20 protein-coding genes are annotated in these 18,708 nt (G+C 41.0%); 5 read left to right on the top strand and 15 right to left on the bottom strand.

Annotated elements, in window-relative coordinates:
* Window positions 1-504: 504 nt before the first annotated feature.
* Window positions 505-1,521 carry a tRNA (adenosine(37)-N6)-threonylcarbamoyltransferase complex transferase subunit TsaD gene (tsaD, locus tag GBI16_RS12080; protein ID WP_110975289.1) on the bottom strand — a complete coding sequence of 339 codons (1,017 nt, stop codon included), beginning with the start codon at window positions 1,519-1,521 and terminating at the stop codon, window positions 505-507.
* A gap of 146 nt (window positions 1,522-1,667) precedes the next feature.
* Between tsaD and rpsU the strand changes: the two genes are divergently transcribed.
* Entirely contained in the window at window positions 1,668-1,883 is a 216-nt protein-coding gene (gene rpsU, locus GBI16_RS12075; protein ID WP_001136722.1) for a 30S ribosomal protein S21, read from the top strand.
* Window positions 1,884-1,916: 33 nt separating this feature from the next.
* Window positions 1,917-2,363: a GatB/YqeY domain-containing protein gene (locus GBI16_RS12070; RefSeq protein ID WP_004982206.1), complete on the top strand. Its 447-nt coding sequence runs from the start codon at window positions 1,917-1,919 to the stop codon at window positions 2,361-2,363.
* A gap of 168 nt (window positions 2,364-2,531) precedes the next feature.
* Here GBI16_RS12070 and GBI16_RS12065 read toward each other — a convergent pair whose 3' ends face one another.
* From GBI16_RS12065 to GBI16_RS12010, 12 genes are all read right to left on the bottom strand, one after another.
* Window positions 2,532-3,971 (bottom strand): M48 family metalloprotease, encoded by a 1,440-nt coding sequence (locus tag GBI16_RS12065; protein WP_151707154.1) that lies wholly within the window; start codon window positions 3,969-3,971, stop codon window positions 2,532-2,534.
* A gap of 84 nt (window positions 3,972-4,055) precedes the next feature.
* Window positions 4,056-5,024, bottom strand: a complete 969-nt coding sequence (locus GBI16_RS12060) for a D-glycerate dehydrogenase (protein ID WP_110975288.1) — start codon at window positions 5,022-5,024, stop codon at window positions 4,056-4,058.
* Window positions 5,025-5,026: 2 nt separating this feature from the next.
* Window positions 5,027-5,692, bottom strand: coding sequence for a hypothetical protein (locus GBI16_RS12055; RefSeq protein ID WP_151707153.1), 666 nt, complete (start codon window positions 5,690-5,692; stop codon window positions 5,027-5,029).
* 120 nt (window positions 5,693-5,812) lie between these two features.
* A complete protein-coding gene (locus GBI16_RS12050) occupies window positions 5,813-7,699 on the bottom strand; it encodes a M48 family metalloprotease (RefSeq protein WP_213033317.1) in 1,887 nt (628 codons plus the stop codon).
* Between the two features lie 87 nt (window positions 7,700-7,786).
* Window positions 7,787-9,322: an amidophosphoribosyltransferase gene (purF, locus tag GBI16_RS12045; RefSeq protein ID WP_086208390.1), complete on the bottom strand. Its 1,536-nt coding sequence runs from the start codon at window positions 9,320-9,322 to the stop codon at window positions 7,787-7,789.
* A gap of 24 nt (window positions 9,323-9,346) precedes the next feature.
* A complete protein-coding gene (locus tag GBI16_RS12040) occupies window positions 9,347-9,931 on the bottom strand; it encodes a CvpA family protein (RefSeq protein WP_086208391.1) in 585 nt (194 codons plus the stop codon).
* Window positions 9,928-10,938, bottom strand: a complete 1,011-nt coding sequence (locus GBI16_RS12035; protein ID WP_151707152.1) for a quinone-dependent dihydroorotate dehydrogenase — start codon at window positions 10,936-10,938, stop codon at window positions 9,928-9,930. Before GBI16_RS12035 ends, GBI16_RS12040 begins: the two co-directional genes overlap by 4 nt.
* Before the next feature lie 90 nt (window positions 10,939-11,028).
* The gene (gene gspM / locus GBI16_RS12030; RefSeq protein ID WP_086208393.1) at window positions 11,029-11,508 is read right to left on the bottom strand and encodes a type II secretion system protein GspM; all 480 of its coding nucleotides are present in this window, start codon (window positions 11,506-11,508) and stop codon (window positions 11,029-11,031) included.
* Window positions 11,508-12,647 carry a type II secretion system protein GspL gene (gene gspL, locus GBI16_RS12025; RefSeq protein ID WP_086208394.1) on the bottom strand — a complete coding sequence of 380 codons (1,140 nt, stop codon included), beginning with the start codon at window positions 12,645-12,647 and terminating at the stop codon, window positions 11,508-11,510. Before gspL ends, gspM begins: the two co-directional genes overlap by 1 nt.
* Window positions 12,648-12,676: 29 nt before the next feature.
* Window positions 12,677-13,132, bottom strand: a complete 456-nt coding sequence (gene sixA, locus GBI16_RS12020) for a phosphohistidine phosphatase SixA (RefSeq protein WP_119063505.1) — start codon at window positions 13,130-13,132, stop codon at window positions 12,677-12,679.
* 102 nt (window positions 13,133-13,234) lie between these two features.
* Window positions 13,235-14,308: an NAD(P)H-dependent glycerol-3-phosphate dehydrogenase gene (locus tag GBI16_RS12015; protein ID WP_086208396.1), complete on the bottom strand. Its 1,074-nt coding sequence runs from the start codon at window positions 14,306-14,308 to the stop codon at window positions 13,235-13,237.
* Between the two features lie 23 nt (window positions 14,309-14,331).
* Window positions 14,332-14,907 (bottom strand): nitroreductase family protein, encoded by a 576-nt coding sequence (locus GBI16_RS12010; protein ID WP_086208397.1) that lies wholly within the window; start codon window positions 14,905-14,907, stop codon window positions 14,332-14,334.
* Between the two features lie 236 nt (window positions 14,908-15,143).
* Between GBI16_RS12010 and GBI16_RS12005 the strand changes: the two genes are divergently transcribed.
* Entirely contained in the window at window positions 15,144-15,524 is a 381-nt protein-coding gene (locus GBI16_RS12005) for a hypothetical protein (protein WP_151707151.1), read from the top strand.
* A 61-nt stretch (window positions 15,525-15,585) separates the two neighbouring features.
* Here the strand turns inward: GBI16_RS12005 and rhlB are convergent, their stop codons facing one another.
* Both rhlB and GBI16_RS11995 read right to left on the bottom strand, forming a co-directional pair.
* Window positions 15,586-16,737, bottom strand: a complete 1,152-nt coding sequence (gene rhlB, locus GBI16_RS12000; protein ID WP_151707150.1) for an ATP-dependent RNA helicase RhlB — start codon at window positions 16,735-16,737, stop codon at window positions 15,586-15,588.
* A 98-nt stretch (window positions 16,738-16,835) separates the two neighbouring features.
* Window positions 16,836-17,048: a cold-shock protein gene (locus tag GBI16_RS11995; protein ID WP_004648643.1), complete on the bottom strand. Its 213-nt coding sequence runs from the start codon at window positions 17,046-17,048 to the stop codon at window positions 16,836-16,838.
* Between the two features lie 391 nt (window positions 17,049-17,439).
* Between GBI16_RS11995 and GBI16_RS11990 the strand changes: the two genes are divergently transcribed.
* Both GBI16_RS11990 and rpoH read left to right on the top strand, forming a co-directional pair.
* Window positions 17,440-17,673: a sulfurtransferase TusA family protein gene (locus tag GBI16_RS11990; RefSeq protein ID WP_151707149.1), complete on the top strand. Its 234-nt coding sequence runs from the start codon at window positions 17,440-17,442 to the stop codon at window positions 17,671-17,673.
* 141 nt (window positions 17,674-17,814) lie between these two features.
* Window positions 17,815-18,684 carry an RNA polymerase sigma factor RpoH gene (gene rpoH, locus GBI16_RS11985; protein ID WP_086208401.1) on the top strand — a complete coding sequence of 290 codons (870 nt, stop codon included), beginning with the start codon at window positions 17,815-17,817 and terminating at the stop codon, window positions 18,682-18,684.
* The last annotated feature ends 24 nt before the right edge of the window (window positions 18,685-18,708 follow it).

Genomic DNA, 18,708 nt, shown 5'->3' with positions numbered 1-18,708 from the left:
AAAGTTATAAAAATGATGACCTGTTTATTTAAAATAACTATATCTGTCTTTTATATAAACTAATCAATAAAACTCCCTTCAGAAAGAACATTCATGTTCTCTCTTGTAATTTTTCCAGTCAATTTGGATAATCCCAGACCAATTTCATCAAACAGTAAATTCAAATTAAATTGTTGTAAATTATTTATTTAATACCAGCCAAGACCTTTGAAAAATAGATTTACAAATCACTTTAGAAACCACGTGACTTCAATATTCTTCCTTAAAATCAATAATCATGTGCTCTATACGCAAATATCATTAGCACGAGTCAAATCCAAGCGCATAAGTCAAGGCAAGATACATATTCCAAACAAGACCAACCCTTTTATTTCAGCCAAGCCCAACATGAGCCAAAGTTCACACAACCTATTTATATACCTCATTCGGTTAGATCCACTTTATTGAAACAAATAAAAAAGCCCAATAAAACAAATTGGGCTTTTAAGTGTTTCAATGAAATCTTTAAACTTCACTTGGGTTGGTGAGTTCCGTCATCGGCCAACGCGGCGTAGTGGTTACTGCAAGTCCATCTTGCTGCCCTGCTTTTAAGCGCTGATAACCCGCAAAAGCAATCATGGCCCCATTATCTGTACACAGTGCAGGCTCCGCATAATAGACTTGAGCGCGAACCTTGGTTAAATCTGCCTCCAAACGTTCCCGTAAGCGTTTATTGGCACTAACACCACCAGCAATTACTAAACGCTTTAAACCCGTTTGTTTCAGTGCTTTGACTGATTTTTTCACTAAAGTATCCACGATGGCTTCTTGGAAACTCGCCGCAATATCCGCATCTCGGTTTTCGTCACCTAATTTTTTCATTTGCACAGATACGGCTGTTTTTAAACCACTAAATGAAAACTCTAACCCCTGATGCAACATTGGACGCGGGAAAGCAAAAGCATTTGGGTCGCCTTGCTCAGCCAGTTTTGAAATATTCGGGCCACCTGGATAAGGTAAACCCATCATTTTCGCCACTTTATCAAAAGCTTCACCAGCGGCATCATCAATAGATTCGCCTAAAAGCTCGTATTGACCAATACCATAAGCGGCCATGAGCTGAGAATGCCCACCTGAAACCAAAAGTGCCACAAAAGGAAATTCAGGTGGTGTCGCTGATAAAAGCGGAGCCAACATATGTCCTTCCATATGGTGTACGCCAATTGCAGGTTTATTTAAGGCAAAAGCCAAAGTCCGACCAAATAATGCACCTGTCATGAGTGCGCCCATCAGCCCTGGACCACGTGTATAGGCTACAGCATCTATTTCAGATTTATGCACCCCACTTTCCTCAAGCAACTGATTTATGAGGGGAATAAGTTTACGTACATGATCGCGTGAAGCCAACTCAGGCACTACACCACCATACTCTGCATGCAGTTTAATTTGGCTGTACAGCACTTGCCCACGCAAACCCAACTCGCTGTCATAAAGGGCAAGTCCTGTTTCATCACAAGATGTTTCTAAGCCTAAAACGATCATTAAACTGCCTATAACCTGTATCAAATCTATTGCGTGAACCATTATAGACTTGTGGTATGAGATGTAAATGAGTAAAATACTGACCTTCACTTGTGATCATGGGCAATATCGCCCTGATCTTATCCATAACTTAATGAGGATTCTTCATGCCACAAGTTAAATTGAAAGAAGGCGAACCAGTAGACGTAGCTATCCGTCGTTTCAAGCGTTCATGCGAAAAAGCGGGTGTTTTGGCTGACGTTCGTAAGCGCGAATTCTACGAGAAACCAACTCAAGAACGTAAGCGCAAAAAAGCTGCTGCTGTTAAACGCTACCAAAAGAAATTGGCGCGTGAATCAGTACGTACTACTCGCCTTTACTAAGATTAATTTGTGATTGACTGTCTGGACTAAATAATGACTACTTTAAAAAGCCAAATAACTGAAGTTTTGAAAGCCACTATGCGTGCTAAAGAAATGGATAAGTTAACGGTAATTCGTGGTCTACAGGCAGCAATTAAGCAAATCGAAGTCGATGAGCGCAAAGAACTTGACGACGCTCAAGTTCTTGCGGTCATTGAAAAACAAATTAAACAACGTAAAGAATCGATCAAAGCCTTTGAAGGTGCTGGTCGAGAAGATTTAGCTAGTAAGGAACAAGCCGAACTTGAGGTTTTATCTCAATTTCTACCAGAAGCTATGACTGAGGAAGAACTTGATTCCATGATTGCGCAAACGATTGCAGCGCAAGAAGCTACTAGCATGAAAGATATGGGTAAGGTGATGAATTCTCTGCGTCCGCTCATAGCCGGGCGCGCCGATCCTTCTCAAGTTTCAGCTAAAATTAAAGCAAAACTGGCTTAATTTAAAAATCTTTAAATCCATTACGTTGAACTGACCCTTAAAAAGGCAGTTCAAAGTTTACTTGTCATAAAAATAATTCTCTCAAATCTTCTCTCTTTTTTATTTTTCAAACCATTATTAATCTCTAATTCCCCCCGTTCAACACACTACTTTTCAGCTCAGTTTGGATTAAGCTCTAAATTGTCGATCTTTCTGCATTTGCGTTAAACGCATTTTAATCGTTGCAGACATCGACTCATTATCTTTCGCTAAACGCTGCGCATGCAATAGTGACTTAATCCCCTCTTCCTCAAAACCCGACCAAAATTGTACCTCAGCCCGGTACCGCAAAACATTAACAGTATGCATTGGAGATTGCTTATCTAAGCTCGCTGCTTGTTGCATCAAGCGCCATGCACTTACATCTCTAGGATTGGTATTTAGGAACCGGTTTAACACAGGTTGTGCCAGTTCAGGTCGTTTTTGCTGAATATACACTTCTGCTAACTTATAATTTAAAGCACGATTTTCAGGCATGATACTCGCAGGTGATTGGATCACTGCTAAAGCCTCATTCACCCGATTTTGCCCAAGTAAAATATCGGTCTGAATCAAGGTTTGCAAATTATGTAATCTTTGATGCGACTTTGCTTGATCTAATACTTGTTGAGCAAGCTTATAATCACCCTGTTTCACATAAAAACTAGCCAAAGCTAGCTCTGCTGCATAACTGTTCTGGTTTACCAACGTCTGTAATTGCTGCTCTGTGGCTTGATTGGAAGCGACCAAGGTGTATAACTTTAGGATTTCAAAGTCTTCATCACGCCAAGAAGACTTCACTTTAGGCAGCTGATTTGCTCTGAGCCTCGCTTCACTCATTCGTTCCGTTGTCAGTGGATGTGTGAGCCAAAAGTCAGGCAAAAAGCTCACTCGACTAGTCGCACGATGCATCACTTCAAAAAAGTCAGCCATACTCTGCGGGTTATAACCCGCACCATACATATATTGCATACCTATACGGTCAGCTTCACGCTCTTGGTTCCGGCTATAGGACAACTGCTTGTCCATCATCGCAGCCTGTGTACCCACCATCACGGCAGAACCCACATCCCCATCTGCTTTTGAAGCAACCAAAGCACCCACCAAAATACCAGCCAAAGCAAGTAAGCCCTGCCCCTTAAATGCTTCCTGTGAACGACTGTAGTGGCGCTGTGTGACGTGCGCAATCTCATGCGCCATAACACCTACCACTTCGTCCATATTATTGGCATTGGTGATCAAGCCTGCATTTAATGCAAACAAACCACCTGGGACTGCAAAAGCATTAATTTGTGGATCATCTATCACAACCAGACCGATCGGCTGTCCGAGTTGAGTTTGACTCAAAATATTGGAAAAAGCCTTCAACAATTGATCTTCCAACCAAGTGTTTTGCATAACTGGAAGCTGACGGTGCACTTCACGATAGACTTTCTCTCCAATATAACGCTCGTTATATTGGTCAATAAAACCTATACCCGAACCAATTTCAGGTACATTGAATTGGGGCGCAGTTGTTGAGAATTGATTTTCTGCAAAACCAACAGTCGAAATTAGACTTAAACTGTATGCACACAGAAAACGTTTCAACCCTCACCCCAACTTTATTTAAAGGAATAAAATCACTATAACATTGATAATTGAATGAAAATGCAATGAAGTGTTATCAATTTTTTATTTAAATTCAGGGTTCACCAGATATTGTGGCTGATCTCCATCCAAAGCTTTTACTAAGTTTTGATACGCCAATTCTGCCATCTTTTTACGAGTTACTTCTGTTGCAGAGCCAATATGTGGCAAAGTGACGACATTCGGTAATTGAAACAGACCAGAATCTTGCAAAGGCTCTTTATCATAGACATCCAGACCTGCTGCAAAAATTTGCTTTTGTTCTAATGCTTGAATCAGTGCTTGCTCATCCACCACTGCACCGCGAGAAACATTGACAAAAACCGCATGCGGTTTCATTTTCTCAAAGGCTTTAGCATCAATCAAATGCTTGGTATGTGCATTCAAATCAACGGCTACCACCACAAAGTCAGACTGCACCAGCAGCTCATCCAACCCACAGAAACGCGCATTTAAGGCTTGGGCTAATTCTAATTTTTCATGACGACCATGATATAAAATATTCATGTTAAAACCATGAAAACCTCGACGTGCTATCGCAGCACCAATATTCCCCAAGCCAATAATTCCCAAGTTTTGTCCAAAAATTTCTTGACCAAACTGTGCTTGACCTACGGTTCTTAGCCATTGTCCAGTTTTGGTCCACTGATCTAAATAGGGCACTTGACGTGCTGCACTCATCAATAGAGTAAAAGCCAAATCTGCTGTCGCATTGGTTAACACATGTGGCGTATGGCTCAGCCAAACTTTTGCTTGATTAAGATAGCTCAAGTCATAGTTATCATAACCAACACTGACACTAGATATAATTTTGAGCTGTTTCGCAGTTTCTAGGTTATTTTGATTGAGTACGCGCCCTGCGCCAATCATGCCATCCGCATCCGCAACTTGCTCACGGATTTGCATATTAACATCACCCTCTTTCGGGTTGATGACCACCACGTGATAACGCTGCTTTAGGCGCTCCAATACTTCTGTATCAATTTGACTAAAAACAACGACTTTTTGCTTCATATCTATTCCGTATTGGGTTGTTTTACTCGCATCATTTGCCACAGCGCTTTTTTCAACAAAGACTGATCCAGCATTTCTTGCAAACTTGCTACTTGTGTGAATTTTACACCATTAGCATTTGGTATGGCACCCAGTGCAATGACTGTCTTACCCTGACTTAAGCCATCAAAGAAACCTTGGATATAACTTTGCACGCCACGCCCATCTTGTAAATTAAGCAAAGGGAATGGCCAATTCAACGCATACTTTTGCGCAGGTAAAGCTTGTACGATATTTTGCCAAAGTTGTTGCTGCTCGGCACTCAATGAAGAAGCATCTATGACCAAAGCACAATGCGCCAAGGTAATCGCCTGTAACTGAAAAGCATCAACATGCATTGTCTCTCGGACAATCTCTTCTTTGATCGCTGTAACAACTTCTTGTTGGATCGGCTGTGTTACAATTTCAGCAGATGGCGTTGGATGCGGATTCTTTTTTTGAATCAGCGGACGTTCAATGGTTATTTCTGCATTGGGTTGAACCTGAGGCACAATAATTTCAGAAATACGTTCCGCACTGTTTTGATCTCTCCAAATCGAAGGTGCAACATTTTGTTGAGACGGCAGTGATCGCGGAACCCATAAATCAATTCCTAAACCTGCCAAAACCTCACGCTGATGCCCGATCATCTTTTTACTTCACCTACCGATCAATGCTTATTCTAACGACAAATGCCCAGAGATGCTTTGCTTTTCACACGGTATTGCATACTCAATAGGCAAATACTGCCCCCATAAGTCTCCAATCTACTAAACAATCATCAAGCGGTTTTTCTTCTGCATTTGCTCAACGATCTCTTCACTATCAAAACCAAGACGCCAATAGAGCAACTCCAAAACATCTTGCTCATCTTGAGTAATGATGCGGTCATTCCACAAACAAATTTCAGCCACCCCCAAAATGCTTAAACGATCTCGGAGTAGAAGCCCAGCCATATCATTTAAAATTTCTGCCAAATCAATCGGCTCATCTGAAATTTCTGCATATTGCTCCAACTCTTGAAGGGTCAGAACCCGACGTAAAATTTTCTCACGTACTTCCAATTGCGTTTCACTATTGATTTGCTGTACATGCAACAGCGCATCAATCAAGCGCACAATCTGCGGTTTAACTTCATCTAGAGCCGCAGGTGTATGCACAGGCAATAGATTCAATTCAAATTTAACCCGTTCTAGCAACAAAGCATCCAAAAGACCGATTTCCCCATCCTCCTGAATAATTCTCGCCAGTTTCAGTAAAAACTGACGTGCAATCGTGGCAGGCATCCCCCCAATATTTAGACAGGCCTCATGGAAAATAGAAATGTGCACACGTCCATCAAGATTTAATAGTGAGTCAACAATGGCACGACTGACTTCCGCTTCAGCAGGGATAAATTCACGAAACTGGCGAATCATGAGAATCGCGACCATTAATTCTCGCGAACCTGTTGCAGTCTGTAACGCACGCTGAATCAACTCTGGACGTTCAATATGTGCACGTACTTCAGGGTTCAATGGTTTAATCGCATCTTTAATCGCAAAACTAATAGGGGATAGTCGTAGCAAAGGTAAAGGTTGCGGAGACGTCCACGGTGCTTGAAAGTCAGTATATTGCTCCTCTAAGGACCGAAACAAACCAAACAAAGGACGATTACGTAATTTCTCTAAATTTTCGAGTTGTATATCTTGTACCAAATTCGGATTCATTTCATAAATACGCTCTTCAATACTTGGATGAATATTCATCCAGCTCTGAGCGCTTAAAGAGTTAGCAAAACACATATGTGCAATCGACTCCGAATATTCACTATGAATTTGCGAGCCTGCATGATGCACATAAATCCGCATTAGTGTTTGAATATTGGCATCGTTTTGCATCAAGCGGCGCGTTTTCATGTCATTTTTTAGAGTTCGCCCGCCCAAGGTCAAAAACTTGATACAACGTGTGACCAATACACCTAAACTGCCCACCAACCAAATTACGCCACCTGTTGCAACAAATGTCGTCTCAAAACCTTGTGACTTTTTATGATGAGTTGAAAAGCCCAATTTAGCAATTTTACTGCCCCACTGACTAAAGGTGGTTAAAGCACTATATAGAATTTTCAGACGTGTATTTTCTGCTGTTTCACCTGATAGAATTTGGTTAAATTCATGATTTAGCAGACCAGTTAGCTCAAGCTCATCGAGGTTTTGTAAGGCACCCCATGTTATAATAATTGCAATATTTTTCGGCTCAAAACCCGCAGTCAATGCATTGACCCCTACTTCATCAGGCAAAACATAGATCGCAGGGGTTTCTATTAAAAAAGTATCTGCTAATTTTTCAGTAATTTTCAGCGCAATACTTTCTTCAGGTGTGCTTTCAATCAAACTTAAACGTCGTGCACGCAGTTGCTTTGCTAAGCTATGTCCCCCTGAGCGAAACACATACAATTCATAAACAACTGAATAGCCCATTATGAGGAGCAATACACCAATTAAGTAAACACTCAAGCTGTGCCAAAAAATACTTTGGCTCGGGTCAAAGTAAAAAACGAGAAGACCAACCACCGTATTTAAAATAAACAATGACAAGAGCACTGCAAGCATACAAATACTCGCAGACCACAACATATTTTTATTCTTTATGATTGAATAACTTACACCTTTCAATGTAAATCCCTTTTCTTACATTGCCTAATCAAATCCATCATAAATGAAAAAAGCGGGAAACTCCCGCTTTTCTCCACGCTAAATTGCTTAGACTTCTTTTACACCCGTCAAATCAACAGAAGCTGCATCAATATTGACGTCAATATAACTGTCTTTTTTCTTCGATGTTTCTCGGCGTTTCGCTTGTAATTCATTTAAATATGCTTCATCAATACCGCCTGCAACATATTTACCATCAAATACAGAGCAATCAAACTCTTTCAAATCAGGTACTTTACTGGTACGCACAGCCGCTTTTAAGTCTTCCAAATCTTGGAAAATCAAACGATCAGCACCAATAATTTCACGAATTTCTTCCACACTGCGATCTGATGCAATGAGCTCATCTTTCGCAGGCATATCAATACCGTAGACGTTTGGATATTTCACCATTGGTGCAGCAGAAGCAAAGAAAACTTTTTTCGCACCCGCATCACGTGCCATTTGGATAATTTCGTTACACGTGGTACCACGTACAATTGAGTCATCTACCAACAGTACATTTTTACCTTGGAACTCTAGTTCAACAGGGTTGAGCTTTTGACGCACTGATTTTTTACGTAGTTGCTGACCTGGCATAATGAAGGTACGGCCAATATAACGGTTCTTCATAAAGCCTTCGCGGAACTTCACGCCTAACATATTTGCAAGTTCAAGCGCTGAAGTACGTGAAGTATCAGGAATTGGAATCACCACATCAATGTCATGCTCTTCACTCCACTCCGTCAGGATTTTCTGAGCAAGTTTTTCGCCCATTTTTAAACGTGCTTTGTAGACTGAAATACCATCAATGATTGCATCTGGACGCGCAAAGTACACGTATTCAAAAATACATGGACGATATTCAGGCGCTTCAGCACATTGCTTAGTAAACATCTGACCTTTCGAGTCGATAAAGATCGCTTCACCTGGGGCAATATCACGCTCAACCTTAAAGCCAAGCGCCGTAATAGCAACTGATTCAGATGCAATGATGTATTCCATCCCAGCATCAGTTTCCCGCGAGCCATAAATGAGTGGACGAATACCATTTGGATCACGAAAACCCACTAAACCATGGCCTGTAAGCATTGCAACTACAGCATAACCACCTTTACAACGCTGATGTACTTTGCTGACTACGTGGAAAATATCGTCCGCCGTAGGCATCAATTTACCGCGTTTTTGTAGCTCGTGTGCAAACACGTTTAACAGCACTTCCGAGTCTGAATCTGTATTCATATGACGTAAGTCTGTTTTGAACAGATCATCATGAATTTCTTCAGCATTGGTTAAGTTACCATTATGCGCTAACGTGATCCCATAAGGCGAGTTCACATAGAAGGGCTGCGCTTCAGCGCTACTCGATGAACCCGCCGTAGGATAACGTACATGGCCAATACCGTAATTACCTTGTAATGCACGCATATGGCGAGTATGGAACACATCGCGAACCATGCCATTGTCTTTACGTAAAAATAAACGACCTTCGTGGCAGGTTACTATCCCAGCTGCATCTTGCCCACGATGTTGTAACATCGTTAATGCATCAAACAACATTTGGTTAACAGCTGATTTACCAGCTATACCAACTACTCCACACATAGCAACCTCGCAGACAAGCTAGGATTAATAAAAAGGATTATTTGTTGACTCACCCTGCCCCTCAGCATTTTTCGAGGAAATTTTAGGTGAAGAATCTGAAGATACATGTGCATCTTCAGACTTGATATGTGACATAGCCTCATTGGCCGCTTCTTTTGAAAGCTGCATCGCAAAAGGCGCGTAAGGCAAAAGTGTTTGTACAAACTTGGATTGTTTCCAATATGGAGACGTTTCTACCCAAGATCCCACACCTTGCATCGTAATCAGAACAATTAACAACCCTTTTAAAGAACCAAACGCACCACCGGCTAAACGATTCAAAGGTCCGAGTTTTAAGCTCTTTAAGATGTTGTTGAGTAATGCCGTGACGAACCACGTCAAAACCACAATAACCAATACAATAAATGCAAAAGCTGCAATTTTTTGAACCACTGGATCTTCACTGAGTGAGACCATCGAAGGTGCTAGGACAGTTGCAAATTTCGCACCTAAAATCAGTGCTAGAATCCATCCTATCAAGTTCGCAAAGGCTTTGACAAATCCTTGACGCAAACCGTTAAGCCCTCCAATGAGCAATATAATCAATATGAAGATATCAATGGCATTCATGTTGTTTTCAGTGCGGCGACGCAGTCTTGAATTAAAGTTGGCCCTGTATAGATGAGGCCACTATAAACTTGTACAAGGCTTGCACCTGCATTTTGTTTTGCAACGGCCTGCTCACCCGATAAAATTCCACCCACACCAATCAACGGAATTTGACCCTTCAAAGCATCAGCAAACGCTTTTAAACACGCTGTACTTTTTTCAAATACAGGTGCACCAGACAAACCACCTGCTTCATCACCAAACGGTAAGTTTTCCACACCCTCGCGTGATAAAGTCGTATTGGTCACGATCAGGCCATCAATTTTAAACTGAAGCAATTGTTTCGCAATAAACTGAATATCTTCCGCTTCCAAATCTGGAGCAACTTTAAGCACCAAAGGCACATAATGTTGTTGCTCTTCTGCGAGTTCCAGTTGACGTTTCTTCAACGTTTCTAATAGTTCTGTCAGCGCATCGCCACTTTGTAGACTACGTAGGTTTTTAGTGTTTGGAGAGGAAATGTTAACCGTAATATAAGAGGCATAGTTATAGACTTTTTCTAAACAAATCAAATAGTCATCTACTGCTTTTTCAACTGGAGTATCGGCATTTTTACCAATATTAATGCCCAGAACACCTTTAAATTTTGCTACTTTGACATTTTCAATCAGTTGGTCCACGCCATCATTGTTAAAACCCATACGGTTAATAATAGCTTTGGCTTGCGGAACACGGAACAAACGTGGCAAAGGATTCCCTGCCTGAGGACGTGGGGTAATGGTACCAATCTCAATAAAACCAAAACCCAAACCTGCCAGTGCGTCAATATAAGCACCATTTTTATCTAGGCCAGCAGCTAAACCCACAGGATTAGGGAATTCGATGCCCATACATGTCACCGGTTTAGCCGCTATATTTTGACGCATTAAGCCAACTTTATGTGTCAATTTCAATAGCGATAATGTTAGCTCATGTGCACGCTCTGGTGCTAAAGTAAACAACAAAGGGCGGGCAAGAGAATACAACATATCTGCAAAAGTCTACTGCTTTTTAAGTCGCCATATTATAGGCATAGCCTAGCTAAAACACCATGCCTCGTCTGGCTTTATTTTTAGCGATTATTTCACGCTCGCCGATAATTTAATCTGCCCTGCATCTGAGACCAATTCCATCTTTTCAATACTTAAACCATTTTGTATTAACTGCGTCAGAAAATTGGCCAAAATCACATAGTTCTGATGGCTCACGACCAACTGAATTTGTTCAGCATTTTGCTGTGAAGTAACCGATAAGCCTTGCTGCTGGGCGATACGCTGGATTTGCTCCATCGGTGTTAATTGCCCATCAGAACTTGACTTCATCGTGACTGCATTGCTCTGCATCCATGTCATGGTTTCCTTGAGCTGATTCACGCGTTTTTGCTGTTTCTCTGCCGCAGCATGGGTATACCAAAGTGTAGCCCCTATCGAGCTCACCAAGACGAAAACGACCAAGAAGATAGCCAATATACGGTCGCGCGGTGTAAGACGGTCAAAATAAACACCGATTACCTCTAAACGCTGATCGAAAACTGTTTGTAAATTTTGCATGGCTTTCATTATTGTATTTTCACCATTCCAATGGCCCCACCCGTAGTCGGCTGGATATTGCCTAATTCAACCTGAAAACCTTGTTGGTTCAGTTGCTGAGTAAGTGCTTGCAAAGCGTCTGCCGAATTTGCCTTCAATTGCATATTCAAAGTATTCGCTTCATATACCACCTGATTGGCCACAATTTGCTGTTGCATCAATACAGGACCAACTCGACTAAGCAAAGATAAAGCTTGTGCATCAGCTTGTTTATTCATTTTTAGCTGGTATTCAAACTGACTTCGTAACGTTTGCTCGGTCACAGGATAATTCGCACCAAACCAATATTTAAATTGATCGACAGCTTGAACCGCAACTTGGTCTGCTATTTTTTTGTTTTGATACCAACGAGTTGTATCATAAGCGAGTTGCGTCACAATCAATGCAACCAAGACCGCAGCACAGGCTTTCCAGTAACCTCCTGAGCTGCTCTGCTCTTTAACTTTAGGTAACACATTCCACGGATGTTGCTTTGCTCTTGGCAAGGCAACCCACTCATAGTGAAAAGACTCTAGCTGCTCCTGTGTCACACGGGCACTTAGACTGTGCATGTGTGAAGCAGTAAAATTACAAATTTTATATTTTTGCTCAGGCGCTTGATAATCTAAGAACACCGAAAGATCATCAATCGAGCCACCCAACCATGTATTAGAACGAAATAACAAGCGTTCTTCAATACAGCCCAGTATAACCTGTTCTGCTGTCGGTTCTGGCAGAATCAAAAAGTCTGGTAATAGACTCACCAATTTCACAGGAATTAAGCTAAGTGCATGTTGCAATGTTTCTAAGCGATGATTTGCAATACCTAACACCGTTAACTGCTCAGGCGCTTGAAAGTGGTGTAGAACCTTCATCTGGTCAATTGAGCTCAGCACATATTCTTCGAGCAAATATCTCACCCCTTCAGCACCCAATTGTTTGTATTGAGCCTTAGGTATGTTTTGCTGAATCATTTGCACATCTCGACTTGGAAAGAAAACGGTTGCTTCCTCACCATGATGAGCTTGTATATCTTGGATCAATTGCTCAAGTGTATAAGCAGTTTGCCATCTTTCCCCTGTAGACCAGTGCCATGTTCCATCGGCTTCGGGCATCCAAATTTGCAACATGTATTATATTCTGCCGTTTGAATTATTTTTTATATACTAGGTATAAATGCTTTTGTTTGTGTCGACAAGCCCTCTGCAATGACTGCTTGCTCATAAATACGAACTTCTGCCAAAGCATAAGGGTTAAATGATTCTGTTACCAAAATAGATGCTATATGTGCCACCACATTCATATGACATACCACAACAATAGACTCATAGGGTAAATGTGACAACCACTCAACCGCAGCCTTAGCATCGTCATCGGGTTTAATAGTATTACACACCACGACAGGCACATCAGCAAAATGCTGTTTAATGTGCGCCAAGGTTTCCTGTGCTCGTAACAAAGGGCTCACGACAAATACATCTGGTTGAATACGTGACTTTAAAAAGTCACCAGTCTGTTCAGCTTGTGCATGCCCTCTTTCTGTCAATGGTCGCTTGCTATCATTCCCCATCATCGGTGGTGCAGCTTCACCATGACGAACTAAAGTCAGTTGCATAAAAAATCCTTATTCAAATCCTGATTATTTTAATTAATTTTTATGACAATACTGTCACTTTGGACATTCAACAGTCCATTTTATCAGCCTTTTTCTATCATTTTAAACTTCATGATGTGGTAAAACGAATTCCACATCACTTCGATGTCCATTTTTCATCAATGAAAGCGCAATTGTCATTGGCGGTGCATTTTCAAATATCACACTGTATAACGCGCTAGTAATCGGCATATACACATCCAACTCTTCGGAACGCGCTTTCACTTGCACAATGGTATTAATCCCTTCTGCCGTTTGTCCGAGTTCAGTGGTTGCCTGTTCCAAACTCTTGCCCTGCCCCAATGCAAACCCTACTTGATAATTGCGACTGAGTGGACTGCTGCAGGTTGCAAATAAATCCCCCACACCAGACAGGCCCAAGAAAGTGAGTGGGTTTGCCCCTAACTTGACAGCAAAACGGCTCATTTCAGCTAAAGCACGTGTCAAAATCATACTCTTGGTATTTTCACCGACTTTATAGGCTGCCGCCATACCCATTGCAACAGCATAAATATTTTTAAGCGCACCGCCCAGTTCGACCCCATGCACATCATCACTAGCAAAAACACGAAATAAAGCACTATGTAACGCTTGTTGCACTGCATATCGCACTAGCTCGGACTCGCTTGCAATCACTGTTCCGGCTGGTTGCCCCGCGACAATTTCCTTGGCCAAATTTGGACCAGACAATACCCCATAAGGCACTTCAGGTAACTCAGAACGAATAATATCACTCATAAAACTAAAGGTATTCGCTTCGATACCTTTGGTTAAAGACACCACCGCTTGCGAAGTAATAAACGGTTTGATTTGTTTGAGGACATCACGAAAAGAATGACTTGGAATCGCCACTAAAATAATGTCGCGATCACGAACCGCCTCTTCTATATTTGAAACTGCACGCAAACCATCTTCCAATTTAAAATCAGGCAAATAGCGCTTATTCACATGCGTCGCATTGATATCCGCCGCAACGGCTTCATCACGAATCCAAATCATGGTATCGCAACCATTACGAACAGCCGTATTTGCCATAGCAGTACCAAAACTACCACCGCCCAAAACCGTAATACGTAGTGCTGTTTTTTGATTCACTGCTACAGGTTCAACCAAATCTGAAAACTTTAACTCTGACATTATTTTTATATCCTAAAACGGAACTATTGATTCCAATAACTTACGTAATCTTGGGTTTGAATCTCAGCACGTGGAGGAATCGCTTTAAATGCTGTACCAATGTATAAAATACCTGAAATCAAATCATCTGCGGTGAGGCCTAAAGCCTTTTTTAAATATTCCGATTCCACCACTGCTCCACTACGCCACATACTTGAAAAGCCTTGCGCCTGTAATGACAAAATAAAGTTTTGAATCGCAGCACCACTACTTAAAGTCTGCTCAAAATAAGGGACTTTCGGGTGTTGTTGAAACTTGGTTAAAGCCAATACCAATAAAGGTGCACGAAAAGGATGATTTTTGACCCGATCCAACTGTGCCACTTCCGTTTCACCTAAATCTGCCAAGGCTTGTGACAAAAGCTCACCAAATGCCTCACGCTGATCTTCAGCGATTACAATAAAACGAGTCGGTTTTAAACGATGGTGGTCAGGTGCAGTCAAGGCAGCTTGAAAGGCCCGTTCTAATTGTTCCGCATTCGGTGCAGGTTCGACTAAATGTCCAAGCGATTGACGTTGATGCATATTTTGATGAACGATATCTACTTCGAGTTCCGTCATTGGGTGCTTAATCTTTCAAATTAAAAAATACGTTTTAGATTAGCATACTCTGAAAAGTTTGCTCTAGCGCTTCGTTATGAAATACCCATTTTCAGCAAAACTTATTTTTAAAATCCAAAAATCTTATAGAAATGTATCGAAAAGACCATATTTTTCGTACATTTCTTTCACCTTAGACTCTAAAAGCTATGTTCAAATACAACCATTCATTTATTAAACACAACTGGGCTACGAAAATGAAAAAAAATATCGTTATGGCTGGAACAGCTGCTGTGATACTTCTTCTGAGTGCTTGTGCATCAACGCCAAGTAACTCTCTCGCTATACAAAAAGCAGATAATCAATACGAAGTTACAGGTATTGGTAAAACTGCATTGGTTGCAAAAAACAACGCGATTGAAGCAGCAGCAAAAACTTGCGGTTCTAAAGCAACGGCGATTGTGAGTGATGAAAAAACTGAATATCAAGGTGCTTTAAAAGGCGTAGTGAGTGACGAAACTGGAAAAATGATTCAAGCAGCCGCATCTGTACTAGGCTCTATTTCGGGTACAAATTCAGGCATTAACCAAGACAGTGACTATCAAACAGTCCTGACTTTTTCTTGTAAAGCAAAATAAAGATGCCATAAAAAAAACCGCTCATCTGAGCGGTTTTTTTTACACCAATCACTTCAAACGATTAGCAATAGCCGTCTAAACGTGTCAAGGGAAGTTTTTGCCCAATGGCTTTTTCAATTTCTGGTAGATAGAACGCATCATCTTCAGATAAGAAACTGATACTCACACCACGCGTACCTGCGCGACCTGTACGACCAATACGGTGTACATAGTCATCCGACTGTTCAGGTAAAGTGAAATTCACCACATGCGATACACCATCTACATGGATACCACGACCCGCAACATCAGTTGCAATCATAATATTATGTTGACCATTTTTAAATTGATCTAACATTTTCAAACGTTTGTCTTGTGCAATTTCACCAGACAACATCACTACTTTATAGCCATCACGCTTTAAGTTGTCATACAGCTTACGCACTTGATCACGACGATTGGCGAAAATCATAACTTTTTCAATTGGCTCATCGCGTAGAATGTCTTGTAGCAATTTATATTTATCAGATTTTGCGACCATGTACACACGTTGCTCAACATCGGCATTGGTTTTCTTTTCTGGCTCAATTTCAACGGTTACAGGTTCAAATAACCATTGCTGTGCAAGGTTTAAAACATCGTAACTAAACGTTGCAGAGAACATCAAAGTCTGACGTTGTTCCTTGCGCGGTGAGAAACGGACAATACGTTTGACTGAAGGAATAAAGCCCATATCCAATAAGCGATCGGCTTCATCAATAACCAAAAACTCAATTTGGTCGAGCCAGACTTCTTTTTGCTCAACAAAGTCAATCAGACGACCAGGAGTTGCAACCATAATATCGACTGGTTTTTTATCAAGTTGTGCTTTTTGTTTATCAAAATCAACACCACCCAACAAAGTCACGACATTTAAATCGGAGAATTTCGTGAGTTCTTTGGCATCGCTTTCAATTTGTAGTGCAAGCTCTCGCGTAGGTGCCAAAATTAAAGCACGTGGTTCACCACGATAACGTTGGTCTTGAATCGGGTTATTTAGCAAATCGTTAATTACGCTCACTAAAAATGCAGCCGTCTTCCCTGTTCCTGTTTGTGCACGACCAATTGCATCATGTCCTGCCAAAGTGAATTTTAAAACCTTTTGCTGAATAGGCGTCATATCCTTAAAACCTAAAGCATCAATGGCTTGTTTCAGTTGAGGATGTAAATTTAAGGTTTCAAAACCTGATGACATATATGTGCGCTCTGACGGAAAATCACGAAAATCGAATCGTATTATAAACAAAAAACGCCCCAATTTACATTGGGGCGTTTTTAAGTACTATCAGACGATTAGTCTAAAGGTTGTACTTCTTCAGCTTGGAAGCCTTTTTGACCTTTTACAACGCTGAATTCAACGCGTTGGCCGTCACGAAGTGAACGGTGGCCGTCGCCTTGGATAGCACGGAAGTGAACGAATACATCGTCACCGCCATTGCGTTGAATAAAGCCGAAGCCTTTAGTGTCGTTGAACCATTTAACTACGCCTTGTTCACGAGCTGTCATAAGTTAATCCTCATTGTATTTAAAAGAAGGACCACCCGGTGTTGCAAACAGCAGACCAAACAAGGTTTAAAAATATTTATTATTTCTAAGCTTGTAATCATTCTGTATAACTATTAACAAAATCCCGGTTACATCCATTTGTAAAATAGGCGTTAAAACAATTTATAGTTGTATTAAATCCCAGTACGCGACGAGCTTAACATGGGTTAAAAACAATTCATACCCTTTTTTTGATTAATCGTCTTTTTTAATTCAGCATATTTTTTAACTAGTTATTTGTAATTTTTGATATAGCGACTATCGGCCTATAAAATATGAAATAGTTGGGTTTTGGCACTGAATTTGCTAATATTTCTATCCGCCTAAATGTTGTAAAACTTAGCCTAACTATATGAGTAATATTGAACAAAATATCAACATTATTGATGCAATGGGACAACCTTGCCCTATGCCTCTGTTGTTGCTTAAACGCGCACTCAAAAAGAGCACTCATCAACATTTGCTGCTAAAATCGTCTGATCCACACAGTCAAGCCGATGTTACACGGTATTGCGAAATCCATCATTTATCTTGCGTTTTGAAACAAATTAATGCGCATGAATTTCACTACTTCATTGAATCTTAATTCTTTTCGATTACACTAACTGTATTCACATTTTGCATAAAAGTTTACATTTCTATACCCAATTTTCCATTATTCGCTGGAAGTTTGGATTAAGATAAAACTCAATGAGTGGGTAAAAATGAAAATCCCTAAGGAGAACACATGAGTGACAGCAGCAATCAATTGATGCCCCTGTCATTATCAGCACCAGGTGTAAACTTGGGTGCTTATATTAGTACTGTCAACCAAATCCCGATTTTGACAGCGGAACAAGAAAAAGAGCTAGCTGAACGCTACTATTATGACCAAGACCTCGATGCAGCCAAACTTCTAGTCATGTCGCATTTGCGTTTTGTGGTTCATATTGCCCGCAGTTATGCAGGCTATGGCTTACCTCAAGGTGACCTTATTCAAGAAGGTAACTTGGGCTTAATGAAAGCCGTTAAACGTTTCGACCCGAACATGGGCGTACGCTTGGTCTCTTTTGCAGTACACTGGATTAAAGCCGAAATTCACGAATATGTGATCCGTAACTGGCGTATTGTCAAAATTGCGACCACCAAGGCACAGCGTAAACTGTTTTTTAATTTACGTAGTCTGAAAAAATCGTCTAAGAAGTTGACTTTACAAGAAGCTCAATCCATTGCAAATGATCTGAATGTCACACCAGAACAGGTGTTAGAAATGGAAGGTCGTTTGACTGCCTATGATGCGGCATTTGAAGCTCAAGGGGAGGATGACGATGAAGGATCAACTCACGTTGCGCCTGCACTCTATCTGGAAGACAACCGTTATGATCCTGCTCGTTTAGCAGAAGAGGACGACTACGAAGAACAAAGCACCAATGCCCTGCATGATGCCATGGAGCAATTGGATGACCGTTCTCGAAATATTTTACAGCGTCGTTGGTTAGATGATGAAAAATCGACCTTACACGAACTGGCTGCTGAATATAATGTTTCAGCAGAACGTATTCGTCAGTTAGAAAAAAATGCCATGGAAAAAATTAAAGTGGCAATGTCATCGAACTAAGTTGATATAGATATAGAAAAGGGC

The sequence above is a fragment of the Acinetobacter sp. TUM15064 genome (assembly GCF_008980265.1).
GTDB lineage: Bacteria > Pseudomonadota > Gammaproteobacteria > Pseudomonadales > Moraxellaceae > Acinetobacter.
The sequence above is the reverse complement of the archived record's forward strand: the minus strand, read 5'-3'. Positions and strand labels throughout refer to the sequence as shown.